Here is a 13,196-nt window from a genome sequence, read left to right on the forward strand (position 1 = left end):
TTTGGTCGCCTGCTTCTTTTTTTTTAACGCCCCCGCCCGCGCCCGGCCGCCCCCCCCCCCCCGCCCCGGCGGGGCGCCCCCCTTAACCGGCCCCCGCCGCTCAGGCGTTTCCAGGGCCGCACCCACGCCCGCGGCCGGGCCGAATCCAGCCCCGCCGACGCTTGAGGCGCGGGTCCGGGCAGCGCCCGGGAGGCCCCGCGCAGCGACTTCCACCCCGTTCCGGCCTCCGCTCACGCGTTCGAGCAAGCCCCCGATCGGTAAAACCCCCTCCCGCCGAGCGCGGCGGTACGGCAGGATCACCAGATGGAGCACGCACGCGATCTCACGCTTCTGCCGAAGGCCCACCTGCACCTGCACTTCACCGGGTCGATGCGACCATCGACCCTGCTGGAGCTCGCGGACAAGTACGGCGTACGCCTCCCCGACGCACTGACCGCCGGTGAGCCCCCCAGGCTGCGCGCCACCGACGAGCGAGGCTGGTTCCGCTTCCAGCGGCTCTACGACGCCGCCCGTTCCTGCCTCCGGGAGCCCGACGACATCCGGCGCCTGGTCCGCGAGGCGGCGGAGGAGGACGTACGGGACGGCAGCGGCTGGCTGGAGATCCAGGTGGATCCCACCTCCTACGCCCCCCTCCTCGGCGGCATGATCCCGGCCGTCGAGATCATCCTCGACGCCGTGGACAGCGCGTCCCGCGAGACCGGCCTCGGGATGCGGGTCCTCATCGCCGCCAACCGCATGAAGCACCCCCTCGACGCCCGCACCCTCGCCCGCCTCGCCGTCCGCTACGCCGACCGCGGCGTCGTCGGCTTCGGCCTCTCCAACGACGAGCGCCGCGGCATGGCCCGCGACTTCGACCGGGCCTTCGCCATCGCCCGCGAGGGCGGCCTGCTCGCGGCCCCGCACGGCGGCGAGCTCACCGGCCCGGCCTCCGTCCGCGACTGCCTCGACGATCTGCACGCCTCGCGGATCGGGCACGGCGTCCGGGCGGCCGAGGACTCCCGGCTGCTCAAGCGGCTCGCCGACCGGCAGATCACCTGCGAGGTCTGCCCCGCGTCGAACGTGGCCCTCGGGGTCTACCAGCGGCCCGAGGACGTCCCGCTGCGCACGCTCTTCGAGGCCGGGGTGCCGATGGCGCTCGGGGCGGACGACCCGCTGCTGTTCGGGTCCCGGCTGGCGGCGCAGTACGAGATCGCCCGCCGCCACCACGGATTCACGGACGCGGAGCTCGCCGAGCTGGCCCGCCAGTCGGTGCGCGGTTCGGCCGCGCCCGAGGACGTACAGGCCAAGCTGCTGACCGGGATCGACCACTGGCTCACCGGGTGAGCGTCAGCGCGTGAGCCGCAGGTCGCCCTCGTAGCAGTCGGCGCGCACCCGGTGCCCGTCGGGGAAGCCGATCTCCAGGTGCGTGCGCCCCTGCTCGGGCAGGGCGAATTCGGCGACCGAGGCCACCGTCTCGCCGAGGTGGCGCAGGAAGGGGTGGTCGCCGAGGTCCTCGCCGACCTCGATGCGGCCCCACTCCCCCATGTCGTACGGCTCGTGCGGGGCCGCGGACTCGACGATGAGGCACTGGTCGGATCCGGTGGTGATGCGGATGCAGTCCCCGACGCTGTCGATGAGCCAGACGTCGAGGGGAGCCTCGGAGCGCTCGCCTTCGCTGATGTGCCAGGACGCGACGACTCGGCTGAGCGTGCGCCCCACGAGGCGGGTCGGGTCCGTACCGGCCCCGTGCAGGGGACAGAGCATGGGCGGCCGGGGCTCCTCAGATGCTGACGCCGACCGTCACCGGTTCGTTGACCAGGGTGACGCCGAAGGCCGCGTGGACGCCCGCGACCACCTCGCGGGCCAGGGCGAGGAGGTCCTCCGTGGTGGCCTCGCCCCGGTTGGTGAGGGCGAGCGTGTGCTTGGTGGAGATGCGCGCGGGGCCGGTGCCGTAGCCCTTGGTGAATCCGGCCTTGTCGATCAGCCAGGCGGCGCTGGTCTTCGTACGGCCGTCACCCGCGGGGTAGGCGGGCGGGGCGGTGTCGGGGCCGAGGCGGTCCTGGACGCGGGCGAGGAAGGCGGCGTAGGCCTCGTCCGTCAGGATCGGGTTGTGGAAGAAGGAGCCGGCCGACCAGGTGTCGTGGTCGGCGGGGTCGAGGACCATGCCCTTGCCGGCGCGCAGGCGCAGCACGGTCTCGCGGGCGGTGGCGGCGGGCACGCGGTCGCCGGCCTCGACGCCGAGGGCGCGTGCGGTCTCGGGGTACTTGATCGGCGCGGACAGCCCGCCGGCGTCCTCCAGGGCGAAGCGCACGCGCAGGACGACGTACCGCCCGGGCTCGTGCTTGAAGAGGCTGCTGCGGTACGTGAACGCGCACTCGGCGGCGCTCAGCGTGACCGTCTCGCCGCGGGTGCGGTCGTAGGCGACGACCTCGGTGATGGTGTCGCAGACCTCCTGGCCGTACGCGCCCACGTTCTGGATGGGCGTCGCGCCGGCGGAGCCGGGGATTCCGGCGAGGCACTCGATACCGGCGAGGCCGGCTTCGACGGTGCGGGCGACGGCGTCGCTCCAGTTCTCGCCCGCGGCGAGCTCCAGCTGCGTGCCGTCGAGGTGGAAGCCGGTGGTCGCGATGCGCAGGGCGGTGCCCTCGAAGCCCTGGTCGCCGATGACCAGGTTGCTGCCGCCGCCGATGACGAGGAGCGGGGTGGCTCCCCCGGGGGAACCCCACCCGTCCGCGGCCCGGACGGCGGCGACCACCTCGGCGTCGGTCGTCGCGGTGACCAGACGTGTGGCGGGGCCGCCGAGGCGGAAGGTGGTCAGCGGGGCGAGGGGGGCGTCGTGGAGTTCCTGCACGTGGACAAGAGTACGGTCCGTACCCCTCGCATCCCTGCGGGGCCACGGACCGTGACTCAGTAGGCCGTCTTCTGCCCGGCCAGGCGGTGCTCCGCCTCGGTCCAGCTGATGGGGAGCTCGGAGGCCTTCACGGTCCAGAAGGTGAAGGCCGACTCCTTCATGAAGGCGGCGAGCTCGCGGGAGTCGGAGCGGTGCGGCTCGCTGCGGGCGAACCCGTAGAGCGCGTCCCGGTCCTGCCACGCGGAGAGGGTCAGGAAGGTCCGGTCGAGGACGCGCGCCCGCAGCGCGACGCCGTGGGCGCCGGGGGCCCTGCGGATCTGGCCGACGATGCCGGGCGCCTTGAGGAAGAACCTGAGGGCGCCGCCGAGGGTGGCGGTCTCGAAGCGGGAGGCCATGACGTAGACGTCGGTGTCGGGGGCGGCCTGGGTGAGGGTGGACCACGGGATGTCGGGCATGGCGTCACTCCTTTACGGGGTCGCGTGGATGGGGTCGCGCGGAAAAGTGGGGGGTGAAGTGGGCCTTGGGTCGTCCATCGGCGGGGCCGGATCAGCCGGTGGCGGGGACCTTCTCCGGGACCGCCGCGACGTGGCCCTCGACGACCGGGCCGGGCTTCGGCTTGCCCGGCAGGAGCAGGGCGAGCCCGGCGGCCAGGGCGACCGCGCCGGCGCCGATCCACAGGGCGGGGACGGTGCCGTCGATGAAGGTCTGCGGGGACTCGTAGCCGCCCTGGGCGGAGAAGACCGAGGCCAGGACCGCGACTCCGAGGGCGCCGCCGACCTCGCGCAGGGCGTTGTTGGTGCCGGAGGCCTTGCCCTGGTCGGCCGGGGCGACCGTGGACATCAGGACGTTGGCGGCGGGGGCGAAGTAGAGGGCCATGCCGATCCCGCCGAGGATCAGCGGCGGCAGCTGGGCGGTGTACGAGAGGTCCCTGGCCAGGATGGCCGCGAACCAGCCGAGGCCGAGGGCCTGGAACGCCAGTCCGGCGGCGACCACGGGGCGGCTGCCGATGCGGTCGGAGAGGATGCCCGCGAAGGGGGCGACGATCATCGGCATGCCGGTCCAGGGGAGCATGCGCAGGCCCGCCTGGGTGGGCGAGTAGCCGGCGACGCCCTGAAGGTACTGGCTGAGCAGGAAGATCGAGCCGAACATGCCCAGGAACATCAGCAGGCTGGCCAGGTTGATCCCGAGGAAGCCGCGGTTCCAGAAGAGTCGCATGGGGAGCATGGGGTTCGGGTGGTTGAAGCCGTGGTGGATGAACCCGCCGACGAGCGCGGCTCCGACGATCAGGCCGGTGAGCACGGGGGCGCTGGTCCAGCCCTTGGAGTTGGCGTTGACCAGGGCGTAGACGATGCCGAAGAGGCCGCCGCTGATGAGCAGGGTGCCCGGGAAGTCGAGGCGCGCGCCGGGGGCGGTGGACTCGGCGAGCCGCAGACGGGCGAGCGGTATCAGGGCGAGGCCGGTGGGGACGTTGAGCCAGAAGATCCACTGCCAGGAGATGTGCTCGGTGAGGCTGCCGCCGATGAGGGGGCCGCTGGCGACGGCGAGGCCGGTGACGGCACCGTAGATGCCGAGGGCCATGCCGCGGCGGGCGGCCGGTACGGCGGCGGTGAGCAGGGTCAGGGTGAGCGGCATCATGACCGCGGCTCCGACGCCCTGGACGGCTCGGGCGGCGATGAGCGCGTCGATACCGGTCGAGAGCGCGGCTGCGGCGGAGGCGCCGGTGAAGATCGCGAGGCCCACGGTGAAGAGCCGGCGGCGGCCGAAGCGGTCACCGAGTGCGGCGCCGAACATGAGGAGGACGGCGAAGGTGAGCGTGTACGCGTTCACCGTCCACTCCAGGTCCTCCAGCTTGCCGCCGAGGTCCTCGCGGATGGCGGGGAGGGCGGTGGTGACGACGAGGTTGTCCAGGGCGGCCATGAAGCTGGCGACGCCGGTGAGGACGAGGGCCCAGACGGCGGGCCCGCGGAGCTTGGTGTCGGGGCCTTGTGGGCCTTGTGGGCCTTGCGGGTTGTGCGTGTTCACGATTCCCCCTGAGAGTGGTTAGTTATCGATAACTAACTTTCATCGCAACAGTGGACCGCCGACGGGCGGCGAGCCCTCACTTCTCCAGGCGGCCCTTGCTGTGGGCCTCGGGGTACAGCCCGCGCCAGACCCGGTGCTCGGGCGGGAAGCCCATGGCGGCAAGGGTGTTGATCAGCATCCCGTACGCCATGAAGGTCGTGGTCTCGTCCACGTCGGCGCCGAGCGGCACGTGGACCGTGTCCCAGAGCTCCATCCAGCCCTTCCGGACGAGCTCGCCGAGCTCGTGGTCCCCGGCGGCTTCGGCGGCGGCGACGGTGACGTACATCTGGAGCTGCATCTGGAGCTTGTCGGGATCTTCGGCGATGAGCCGGGTGTAGGCGTTCGCCATGGACCGCGTGGCCTCCTCGCCGTGCAGCCCTTCGGCGGCCTCGGCGAAGACCTCCCGGGTCTCCCGCAGGCACCGCTCGGCGGCTGCGAGGAAGATGGCGAGCTTGTTCGGGAAGAGCCGGAAGAGGTACGGCTGCGAGACGCCCACCCGCTTGGCGATCGCCTCGGTGGAGGTCCCGTAGTAGCCCCCGCGCGCGAACTCGTGCATCGCCGCCCGAATGACGCTTTCGCGCCGCTCCTGTGCGCTCATCCTTGCCATGCATCCAAAGTTAGTGCTCAATCACTAACTAGGCAAGAGCGTCGGGCGGCTTCGGACGGGGATGGGGGTTGGAGGCCGCTAGGGGCGGGGCCGGGAACGCTGTGCGGAGGCTTTGGGGGCACTGGGTGGGCCAGGGGTGGAGCGCGGGACGCGGAGGGCTGCCGTCCTGGACGGGATCGGGCTGGGCCGGGTTTCCCGTCCGTCCCGCAGGGGGTTTCCCGTCCGTCCCATCGCCTTCCGGGTCGGGCCGGTCCCGCCTGGGAGCTCCTTCGTCGCGCCGCTTCGCGATGGCCTTCGGACCCCCTTGCCGCCGGACGCCGAGACAGGGAGAGCGCGTAGCGATGTGGGGCGCCCGCGATCCCGATGCCCTTCTGGACTCCGCCCGGTATCGGCAGGGCCGCGCCCGCGCCCCTCGCCCCCGCCCCCGGCAGGGGCGGTGATGGGCTCGGCTGACGCCCAGGGGGGCGGGGCACCCCGCCGAAGCACCCGCCGAAGCCGCTGCCCGACCTAACGACGGGGCCGGGCGCCCTGCCCGGCTCCCAGCAGCCCCGCACAGCCCTCAGCCCAGTGCCAGCGCCCGGCCGAACACCCGGCCGGTCTCCTGCCCCAGCGCACGGCCGAGCACCCGGCCGGGCGCCCGGCGGCCGTGCTCCCGCCTACGCCAGTTCGACCACTGCGCGGGACATGCCCAGCACCTTCTGACCGGCGCTCATGGCCGTCAGGTCGACCCGGACGCGGTTGTCGTCCAGCTTGGCCGCGACCTTGGCCGTGACCTCGATCAGGCCGCCCTGGTCGTCGTTCGGGACCACGACCGGCTTGGTGAAGCGGACTCCGTACTCCACCACCGCGCCGGGATCGCCGACCCAGTCGGTGACGACGCGGATCGCCTCGGCCATGGTGAACATGCCGTGCGCGATCACGTCCGGCAGTCCGACCTCCTTGGCGAACTTCTCGTTCCAGTGGATCGGGTTGAAGTCGCCCGAGGCGCCGGCGTAGCGGACGAGCGTGGCGCGCGTCACGGGGAAGGACGCCGCCGGCAGCTCGGAGCCGACCTCGACGTCGGCGTACTGGATCTGCGCTGCCATGTCAGGCCTCCTCGGGGGCGCGGGAGACGAGCTTCGTCCACGCCGTCACCACGTGCTCGCCGGTCTCGTCGTGGACCTCGCCGCGGATGTCGATGATGTCGTTGCCCGCGAGGGACTTCACGGCCTCGATGGTGGAGGTCACCGAAAGCCGGTCGCCGGCGCGCACAGGGCGGGAGTACGCGAACTTCTGGTCGCCGTGCACGACGCGGCTGTAGTCCAGCCCCAGCTGCGGGTCTTCGACGACCTGGCCCGCGGCCGCGAATGTGATCGCGAACACGAAAGTCGGCGGAGCGATCACATCGGGGTAGCCGTACGACTTGGCGGCTTCGGGGTCGGTGTAGACGGGATTGGCGTCACCCACCGCTACCGCGAATTCGCGGATCTTCTCCCGGCCGACCTCGTACGGATCGGTGGGCGGGTAGCTCCGCCCCACGAAGGACTGGTCGAGAGCCATGACTCACTACCTCCTGATGAAGGGAAACGAAAGACACAAGAACGGGTGCGGCGTGCGCCACAGGTACGGCGCGCGAAAACGACACGAGGCCGCCCCCAATGAAGGGGACGACCTCATGACGGTGCCTGTGTACGAGACTTCGCTGGGGTCAGCGGGTCTCGCGGTGCGCGGTGTGCGAGTTGCAACGCGGGCAGTGCTTCTGCATCTCAAGACGGTCCGGGTTGTTACGCCGGTTCTTCTTGGTGATGTAGTTCCGCTCCTTGCACTCCACGCAGGCCAGCGTGATCTTCGGGCGGACGTCGGTGGCAGCCACGTGAGTGCTCCTTGACGGAAATTGGGACGGATGAACGCATACAAGAGTAGCCGACCGGGAGACCGACCCCGCAATCGGCTACTGTGTGTAGCGGCGACCGGACTTGAACCGGTGACACAGCGATTATGAGCCGCTTGCTCTACCGACTGAGCTACGCCGCTTTGATGTGATCCGCTCCCCACCCGAGGGTGGGGAACCTCTCTCACCAGAGCCCCAATGCGGAATCGAACCGCAGACCTTCTCCTTACCATGGAGACGCTCTACCGACTGAGCTATTGGGGCGAGCGATGAAGACATTACACGGTTGCCCGCCGATCGCCCAAATCCTTTGCGGGGACCGGGCTCCGAGGGGGTTCGGAAGCCTTTGTCGATCAGTCCGCGGCGGCCTCTCCGACCACTTCCGCCCCGGAATGTGTGCGGGGTCACTTCGCAGTGCAGCTCACGGCGGGCTCACGGCGCCCGCCCGCGGCCGCACCGCGGCCGGAGCGCGGCCGGAGCGGTGCGTCTGAGGCCACCGCGCTTCGGACACCGCCACGCCCCTGACGTCACGGGGCGCGCGCTCGGGCGCCGGGGCGCACGCGCACCACACCGGTACGACTATTGCGCTCTTCCGTGAAGCGCGGTGCCGCGCACCCTAGGCTCTGAGCACGCTGCGTGATCTTGGGCCGTGGATCGCGGCCGGGGCCCAGGAACCGCCCGAGCCACCGCAGGAGCGCGATGTCCGAAAGCCAGCCGCAGCAGCCGTCCCACTCCCCTCGCAGCGGCCGCGACGAGGGCGGCGGCCACGGACCCGCGCACGGCCCCTCCCCGAGCCGCGCACACTTCGGCGGGGCTGGGAACACGGCCGCCGCCGAGGCCACCACCCTGCTGCTCGCCGGGGCCCGCCTGACCGACGGACGGACCGTCGACGTCCGCCTCAGCGGCGGCCGGATCCAGGCCGTGGGCACCGCGGGCAGCCTTCCCGCCCCTGCCCTCTCCCGCGTGGACCTCAGCGGCTATCTGCTGCTGCCCGCCCCCGCCGAGCCCCATGCCCACGGGGACACCGCCCTGACCGCCGACGGCGAGGGGCCGGTCTCCTACACCCCCGACGAGGTCCAGCGCCGGGCCACCGAGGCCGCGCTGCTCCAGCTCGGCCACGGCGCCACCGCCGTGCGCTCGCACGTCAGGATCGGCGACGTGCACGGCCTCGGTCCCATGGAGGCCGTGCTCCAGGCCCGCCGATCGCTGCGCGGGCTCACCGATCTGACGGCCGTCGCCGTGCCCCGGCTGCTGACGGGGGTGGCCGGCGCCGACGGGTTCGCGATGCTGCGGGACGCGGTCAAGATGGGCGCTTCCGTGATCGGCGGCTGCCCCGACCTGGATCCCGACCCGACGGGCTTCCTCGAAGCCGTCCTGGAACTCGCCGCCGAGCACGGCTGCCCCGTGGACCTGCACACGGACGGTGACGATCCCGCCCGCCTGGCCCGGCTCGCCGCGATGGCCGGCGGGCTGCGCCCCGGGGTGACCATCGGCCCCTGCGGCGGCCTCTCGCGGCTCCCGCTGGACGTGGCGGCCCGCGCCGCCGACCAGCTGGCCGCGGCCGGCGTCCGGGTGACCTGCCTGCCCCAGGGCGATTGCGCGGCCCTGGAACGCCGCGGCCTGCGCACCGCCCCGGTACGCCTCCTGCGCACCGCGGGCGTACGGGTCACGGCCGGCAGCGGTGCGCTGCGTGACGCCGGGAACCCGGTCGGCCGCGGCGACCCGCTGGAGGCCGCGTACCTGCTGGCCTCCCAGGGCGGGCTCCGGCCGGGCGAGGCCTACGAGTCGGTCAGCTCCGCCGCCCGCGAGGCCATGGGCCTGCCGGAGGTCCGGGTGGAGGCCGGTTTCCCGGCGGAGCTGCTCGCCGTGCGCGGGGACCGGATCGCGGCCGTGCTCTCGCTCGCCTACAGCAGGATCGTGATCCACCGCGGACGGGTGGTAGCCCGTACGAGTGCCGTCCGGGAGTACTGCGACTCCGCCGTCGCGGTGGCCCTGGACCTGCCCCGCCAGGGCCGTACGGAGCCCGGCCCCTGAAGGTTCGGCCCGCGTTCGCGGGCGTGGGCGCCCGGCTCGTCGTACGGTCGGATCATGCGCATCGTCATCGCGGGTGGACACGGTCAGATCGCGCTGCGGCTGGAGCGCCTGCTCGCCGTGCGCGGGTACGAGGTCGCGGGCATCATCCGCGACCGGGCACAGGGCGACGACCTCAGGGAGGCCGGCGCCGAACCGGTGCTGTGCGATCTGGAGTCGGCCACGGTGGAACACGTCGCGGGCATCCTGCACGGCGCGGACGTGGCGGTCTTCGCGGCCGGCGCGGGTCCCGGCAGCGGTATCGGGCGCAAGGACACCGTGGACCGGGGAGCGGCGGTGCTGCTCGCCGACGCGGCCGAACGGGCGGGCGTGCGGCGCTTCCTGATGGTCTCTTCGATGGGCGCCGACGCGCATCACGAGGGCGATGACGTCTTCGACTTCTACCTGCGGGCCAAGGGCGAGGCCGACGATCACGTCCGGACCCGGCTGGGGCTCGAGTGGACGATCCTGCGCCCCGGATCGCTGATCGACGAAGCCGGTTCGGGCCTGGTCCGCCTGGAGGCCCACACGGGCCGCGGGTCCGTGCCCCGCGACGACGTGGCGGCGGTGCTCGCCGAGCTGGTCGAGACCCCGGCGACGGCGGGCCTGACCCTGGAGCTGACGGCCGGTTCGACGCCGGTGACCGTGGCAGTCAAGGACGTCGCGGGCAATTGACGGCCCGTCGGGCCGGTCAGAACTCTGCGGTCACCTCGTCGTCGGACCGCCCGACCGAGTCCTGCCGGTACTGGTCCTCGTAGGCCCGGCGGATCCGCTCGATGCGCGTGCTGCGCTCGTCGGCCTCCCTCCGGGGGTACAGCAGCACGACCTCGTACGAGGTCTCGCGGACGCTCTTTCCGTCCTGGGCCCGCCACCGGCCGTACCCGTCGTGGACGGTCAGCCCCTCGGGGAAGGCGGGGGTGATCTCGCGGTCCAGGAACCGCATGAACTCCCGCTCCCCCACCGGGTCCCGGCCGTCGGGGCGCTCGGTGCCGAAGTAGAGTCGGGTCTCCTGGTACGGCTTCCCCGCATCCGTGTGGAGCGCCGCTCCCACGAGGGCCGGGATCCCGGCGCCGAGCAGGGCGGCGAGCACCCCGCCACCTGCTTTCCCCCGCGCGTCAGATGTCCATTTCACCCCAGGTGAACGAAGCAGGAGACCCTGACGATGCGGTCGACGACGGGCCAGGACGTGGAACGGGCCGCAGCCGAGACCGCATCCGCCCTCGGTCCGCACACCGGCCTGGACTGGCAGGTGCCGGCCGGTTCCCTCGACTGGTCCTGCTGGACGACCGCGGCCCACATCGCGCACGATCTCACTGCGTACGCCGCCCAGGTGACCTCCCGCACGCCGTCCGGATACCTGCCCCTGGACCTGCGCGTCCGCCCGGGCACGCCCCCCGCCGAGGTGCTGGTGGTGGTGTCGGCGAGCGCCCGTCTGCTGAGCTCGGCGGTCACGGCCGCCGACCCGTCGGACCGGGCCTGGCACTGGGGGCCCTGCGACCCGGGGGGCTTCGCGGCGATGGGTGTCGCGGAACTGCTGCTCCACACGTATGACATCGCCCGGGGTCTCGGCCTGTCCTGGCGGCCCCCGCCAGGGCTCTGCGCGCCGGTGCTGTCCCGCCTCTTCCCGGATGCCCCGCAGGGGCCGCCCACCGAGGTCCTGCTCTGGTCGGCGGGCCGCATCGCACTGCCCGGCCGGCCCCGCCGCACGTCCTGGTCCTGGAAGGCGGCGCTCACGGAGTCTCCAGCCGCCGGCGCCACCACCGGTCACGCGGGGAGGCGTACGGATCGTTGAGGGTGCGCGCGAGGAACCGCTCGTCGAGCGGCGCGAGCACGGCGCGCAGCTCACGCGCCGATCTCCGCGAGAGGCCGTGGCAGATGGCCTCCAGGGTCTCCCGGTGGTCTCCGCCCCAGGCGGGCGCACAGCACGGGCACTCGCGGAACCACCGCGGGTACATCACCGTGGGTCCTGGCGCGTGGACCGTCTCGCGCCATTCACGCAGAGCCTGGTGGGCCGCGCCCGGCGCGTAGGCCCGGCGCTCGATGCGGGCGATCTCGGCGACGGCCTTGGCGGAAAGCCCGGAGATGACGGCCCGGTCGTCCCCGCGGCGTGCTTTTCGGGGCAGGTCCGCGCGGACCTGCGAGACGGGCTTACGCGGCATGGGCCTTTCGAATGCTGATCATGCGGCCAGCATGCCCGCGCGCCGCGCCCGTGCCCACCGGTTTTCCGACCGGTACGGCGAGTACGACGTGCGCGGGGGGCTGACACGATGGACGCCCGCCCTGGCAAGGGTGGGGACCTCGGTCCGCAGGCCGACGCACGCCCCGGCGTCGCGGAGGATGGGCGGCTCTTGCGGACGCCACACGCGGACGCCACACGGTGGCAGGGTGCAGGAGAACGGGTACGGCGCCGTGTGGGCGGATGCCCGGGCTGAGGTGCGCGGCCCGCGGGACACAAAGGCTCCGAGCCGGCGAAACGGCCCTATGACCTCCACCACACGACGGTGTCCGGCCGGCTCGGTGCGGGGGTGGAGGCGCGGAGCGCCGCCCGGCGCGCCGGCCACAGCCTGGCAGGGGCCGAACGTGCGGGACGGTCGACGCCTGTGTTCGAGAACGAAAGAACCCCCGTTCACTGCGTTTCCGCAGATGAACGGGGGGTTCCATTCGCGTGGCGACGCCAGGATTCGAACCTGGGTAGGCTAAGCCGACGGATTTACAGTCCGCTCCCATTGGCCACTCGGGCACATCGCCATGGGATGTTGCCGGTGAGGCCGCTTTGGGGCGGTGCTCTGTGGCAACGACGTAAACGATACCCGATGACCGGGGGTGCTTCGCCACCGGATTGATCAGCGCTCCGGGCGGGTGCGGTGGCCAGTGCCGTGGTCGGAAGGGTTTGCCGGGTCGCGGCATCCGGTGCGGTGCATCGCAGGGCGGAGGCCCGCGGCGCGTACGGGGCGTACCGGCGCGGTCCGGCAACACGGCGAGGTGCCGTGCCGGGGCCGTGACCCGGTGAAGCTCGCCGGTCACAGCACTAGGCTTTGCGGAGTGTGCCGGGGACGTCCGGCCGCGCCCTCCGGGGCGATCACAACCGACTTCAAGGAGCCACAGCACATGGCCGACTCCAGTTTCGACATCGTCTCGAAGGTCGAGCGGCAGGAGGTCGACAACGCCCTCAACCAGGCCGCCAAGGAGCTCTCGCAGCGCTACGACTTCAAGGGCACCGGCGCCACGATCGCCTGGTCCGGCGAGAAGATCCTGATGGAGGCGAACTCCGAGGAGCGCGTCAAGGCCGTCCTCGACGTCTTCGAGACCAAGCTGGTCAAGCGCGGGATCTCACTCAAGGCGCTGGACGCCGGCGAGCCGCAGCTGTCCGGCAAGGAGTACAAGATCTTCGCCACGATCGAGGAGGGCATCTCCCAGGAGAACGCCAAGAAGGTCGCGAAGATCATCCGGGACGAGGGTCCCAAGGGCGTCAAGGCCCAGGTCCAGGGCGAGGAGCTGCGCGTCAGCTCCAAGAGCCGCGACGACCTCCAGGAGGTCCAGGCGCTGCTCAAGGGCAAGGACCTGGACTTCGCGATCCAGTTCGTGAACTACCGCTGATCCAGGTCGCAGACCTGCCCGCACGCCGGCCCGGCGGTCCTCACGGACCCCCGGGCCGCGGGGGGTTGGGGGGTGGGGGGGTGTGTGGGGGGGGGGTGCAGCGCGGGCGCCCACGCCGGCCCCCGGGGGGACTTTGGGGGCCCCGGGGGCGGGATAATATA

The 13,196-nt window shown here is 72.4% G+C and carries 15 protein-coding genes and 3 tRNA genes; 5 read left to right on the plus strand and 13 right to left on the minus strand.

Annotation, left to right across the window (positions count from 1 at the left end; translation table 11 throughout):
- The first annotated feature begins 303 nt into the window (after positions 1–303).
- Complete coding sequence (locus ACFCZ1_RS37770) at positions 304–1,323, plus strand: adenosine deaminase (protein WP_376682805.1); 1,020 nt, start codon at positions 304–306, stop codon at positions 1,321–1,323.
- A gap of 3 nt (positions 1,324–1,326) precedes the next feature.
- Here ACFCZ1_RS37770 and ACFCZ1_RS37775 read toward each other — a convergent pair whose 3' ends face one another.
- The 10 genes from ACFCZ1_RS37775 to ACFCZ1_RS37820 all read right to left on the minus strand — a co-directional run bounded on the left by ACFCZ1_RS37775 (position 1,327) and on the right by ACFCZ1_RS37820 (position 7,632).
- The gene (locus tag ACFCZ1_RS37775) at positions 1,327–1,743 is read right to left on the minus strand and encodes a hypothetical protein (protein ID WP_376682806.1); all 417 of its coding nucleotides are present in this window, start codon (positions 1,741–1,743) and stop codon (positions 1,327–1,329) included.
- Positions 1,744–1,759: 16 nt separating this feature from the next.
- Positions 1,760–2,890: a UDP-N-acetylmuramate dehydrogenase gene (locus ACFCZ1_RS37780; protein WP_376682818.1), complete on the minus strand. Its 1,131-nt coding sequence runs from the start codon at positions 2,888–2,890 to the stop codon at positions 1,760–1,762.
- The gene (locus ACFCZ1_RS37785) at positions 2,887–3,285 is read right to left on the minus strand and encodes a DUF3291 domain-containing protein (RefSeq protein WP_376682807.1); all 399 of its coding nucleotides are present in this window, start codon (positions 3,283–3,285) and stop codon (positions 2,887–2,889) included. Before ACFCZ1_RS37785 ends, ACFCZ1_RS37780 begins: the two co-directional genes overlap by 4 nt.
- Positions 3,286–3,376: 91 nt before the next feature.
- Positions 3,377–4,852: an MFS transporter gene (locus ACFCZ1_RS37790; protein ID WP_376682808.1), complete on the minus strand. Its 1,476-nt coding sequence runs from the start codon at positions 4,850–4,852 to the stop codon at positions 3,377–3,379.
- Between the two features lie 76 nt (positions 4,853–4,928).
- Entirely contained in the window at positions 4,929–5,498 is a 570-nt protein-coding gene (locus tag ACFCZ1_RS37795; RefSeq protein ID WP_376682809.1) for a TetR/AcrR family transcriptional regulator, read from the minus strand.
- Positions 5,499–6,154: 656 nt separating this feature from the next.
- Entirely contained in the window at positions 6,155–6,583 is a 429-nt protein-coding gene (locus ACFCZ1_RS37800; RefSeq protein ID WP_376682810.1) for a MaoC family dehydratase, read from the minus strand.
- 1 nt (position 6,584) lies between these two features.
- Complete coding sequence (locus tag ACFCZ1_RS37805) at positions 6,585–7,037, minus strand: MaoC family dehydratase N-terminal domain-containing protein (RefSeq protein ID WP_376682811.1); 453 nt, start codon at positions 7,035–7,037, stop codon at positions 6,585–6,587.
- A gap of 148 nt (positions 7,038–7,185) precedes the next feature.
- The gene (gene rpmG, locus ACFCZ1_RS37810; protein WP_376682812.1) at positions 7,186–7,350 is read right to left on the minus strand and encodes a 50S ribosomal protein L33; all 165 of its coding nucleotides are present in this window, start codon (positions 7,348–7,350) and stop codon (positions 7,186–7,188) included.
- Between the two features lie 88 nt (positions 7,351–7,438).
- A tRNA-Met gene (locus ACFCZ1_RS37815) sits at positions 7,439–7,511 on the minus strand.
- 48 nt (positions 7,512–7,559) lie between these two features.
- A tRNA-Thr gene (locus ACFCZ1_RS37820) sits at positions 7,560–7,632 on the minus strand.
- 435 nt (positions 7,633–8,067) lie between these two features.
- Between ACFCZ1_RS37820 and ACFCZ1_RS37825 the strand changes: the two genes are divergently transcribed.
- Positions 8,068–9,402, plus strand: coding sequence for an amidohydrolase family protein (locus tag ACFCZ1_RS37825; protein ID WP_376682813.1), 1,335 nt, complete (start codon positions 8,068–8,070; stop codon positions 9,400–9,402).
- 54 nt (positions 9,403–9,456) lie between these two features.
- Positions 9,457–10,113, plus strand: coding sequence for an SDR family oxidoreductase (locus ACFCZ1_RS37830; protein WP_376682814.1), 657 nt, complete (start codon positions 9,457–9,459; stop codon positions 10,111–10,113).
- A gap of 16 nt (positions 10,114–10,129) precedes the next feature.
- On the opposite strand, the gene ACFCZ1_RS37835 is transcribed toward ACFCZ1_RS37830, so the two are convergent.
- The gene (locus ACFCZ1_RS37835) at positions 10,130–10,528 is read right to left on the minus strand and encodes a DUF3574 domain-containing protein (RefSeq protein ID WP_376682815.1); all 399 of its coding nucleotides are present in this window, start codon (positions 10,526–10,528) and stop codon (positions 10,130–10,132) included.
- A 72-nt stretch (positions 10,529–10,600) separates the two neighbouring features.
- On the opposite strand from ACFCZ1_RS37835, the gene ACFCZ1_RS37840 reads away from it, so the two are divergent.
- Complete coding sequence (locus ACFCZ1_RS37840) at positions 10,601–11,230, plus strand: maleylpyruvate isomerase N-terminal domain-containing protein (RefSeq protein WP_376682816.1); 630 nt, start codon at positions 10,601–10,603, stop codon at positions 11,228–11,230.
- Here the strand turns inward: ACFCZ1_RS37840 and ACFCZ1_RS37845 are convergent.
- Together ACFCZ1_RS37845 and ACFCZ1_RS37850 are read right to left on the minus strand one after the other, a co-directional pair.
- Positions 11,169–11,597: a hypothetical protein gene (locus tag ACFCZ1_RS37845; protein WP_376682817.1), complete on the minus strand. Its 429-nt coding sequence runs from the start codon at positions 11,595–11,597 to the stop codon at positions 11,169–11,171. The two genes, ACFCZ1_RS37840 and ACFCZ1_RS37845, sit on opposite strands and share 62 nt — an antisense overlap.
- A gap of 507 nt (positions 11,598–12,104) precedes the next feature.
- Positions 12,105–12,186, minus strand: a tRNA-Tyr gene (locus ACFCZ1_RS37850).
- 360 nt (positions 12,187–12,546) lie between these two features.
- Here ACFCZ1_RS37850 and ACFCZ1_RS37855 point away from each other — a divergent pair.
- Complete coding sequence (locus ACFCZ1_RS37855; protein WP_030009008.1) at positions 12,547–13,035, plus strand: YajQ family cyclic di-GMP-binding protein; 489 nt, start codon at positions 12,547–12,549, stop codon at positions 13,033–13,035.
- Positions 13,036–13,196: the final 161 nt, after the last annotated feature.

The organism is Streptomyces sp. NPDC056224, from assembly GCF_042267665.1.
Lineage (GTDB): Bacteria > Actinomycetota > Actinomycetes > Streptomycetales > Streptomycetaceae > Streptomyces.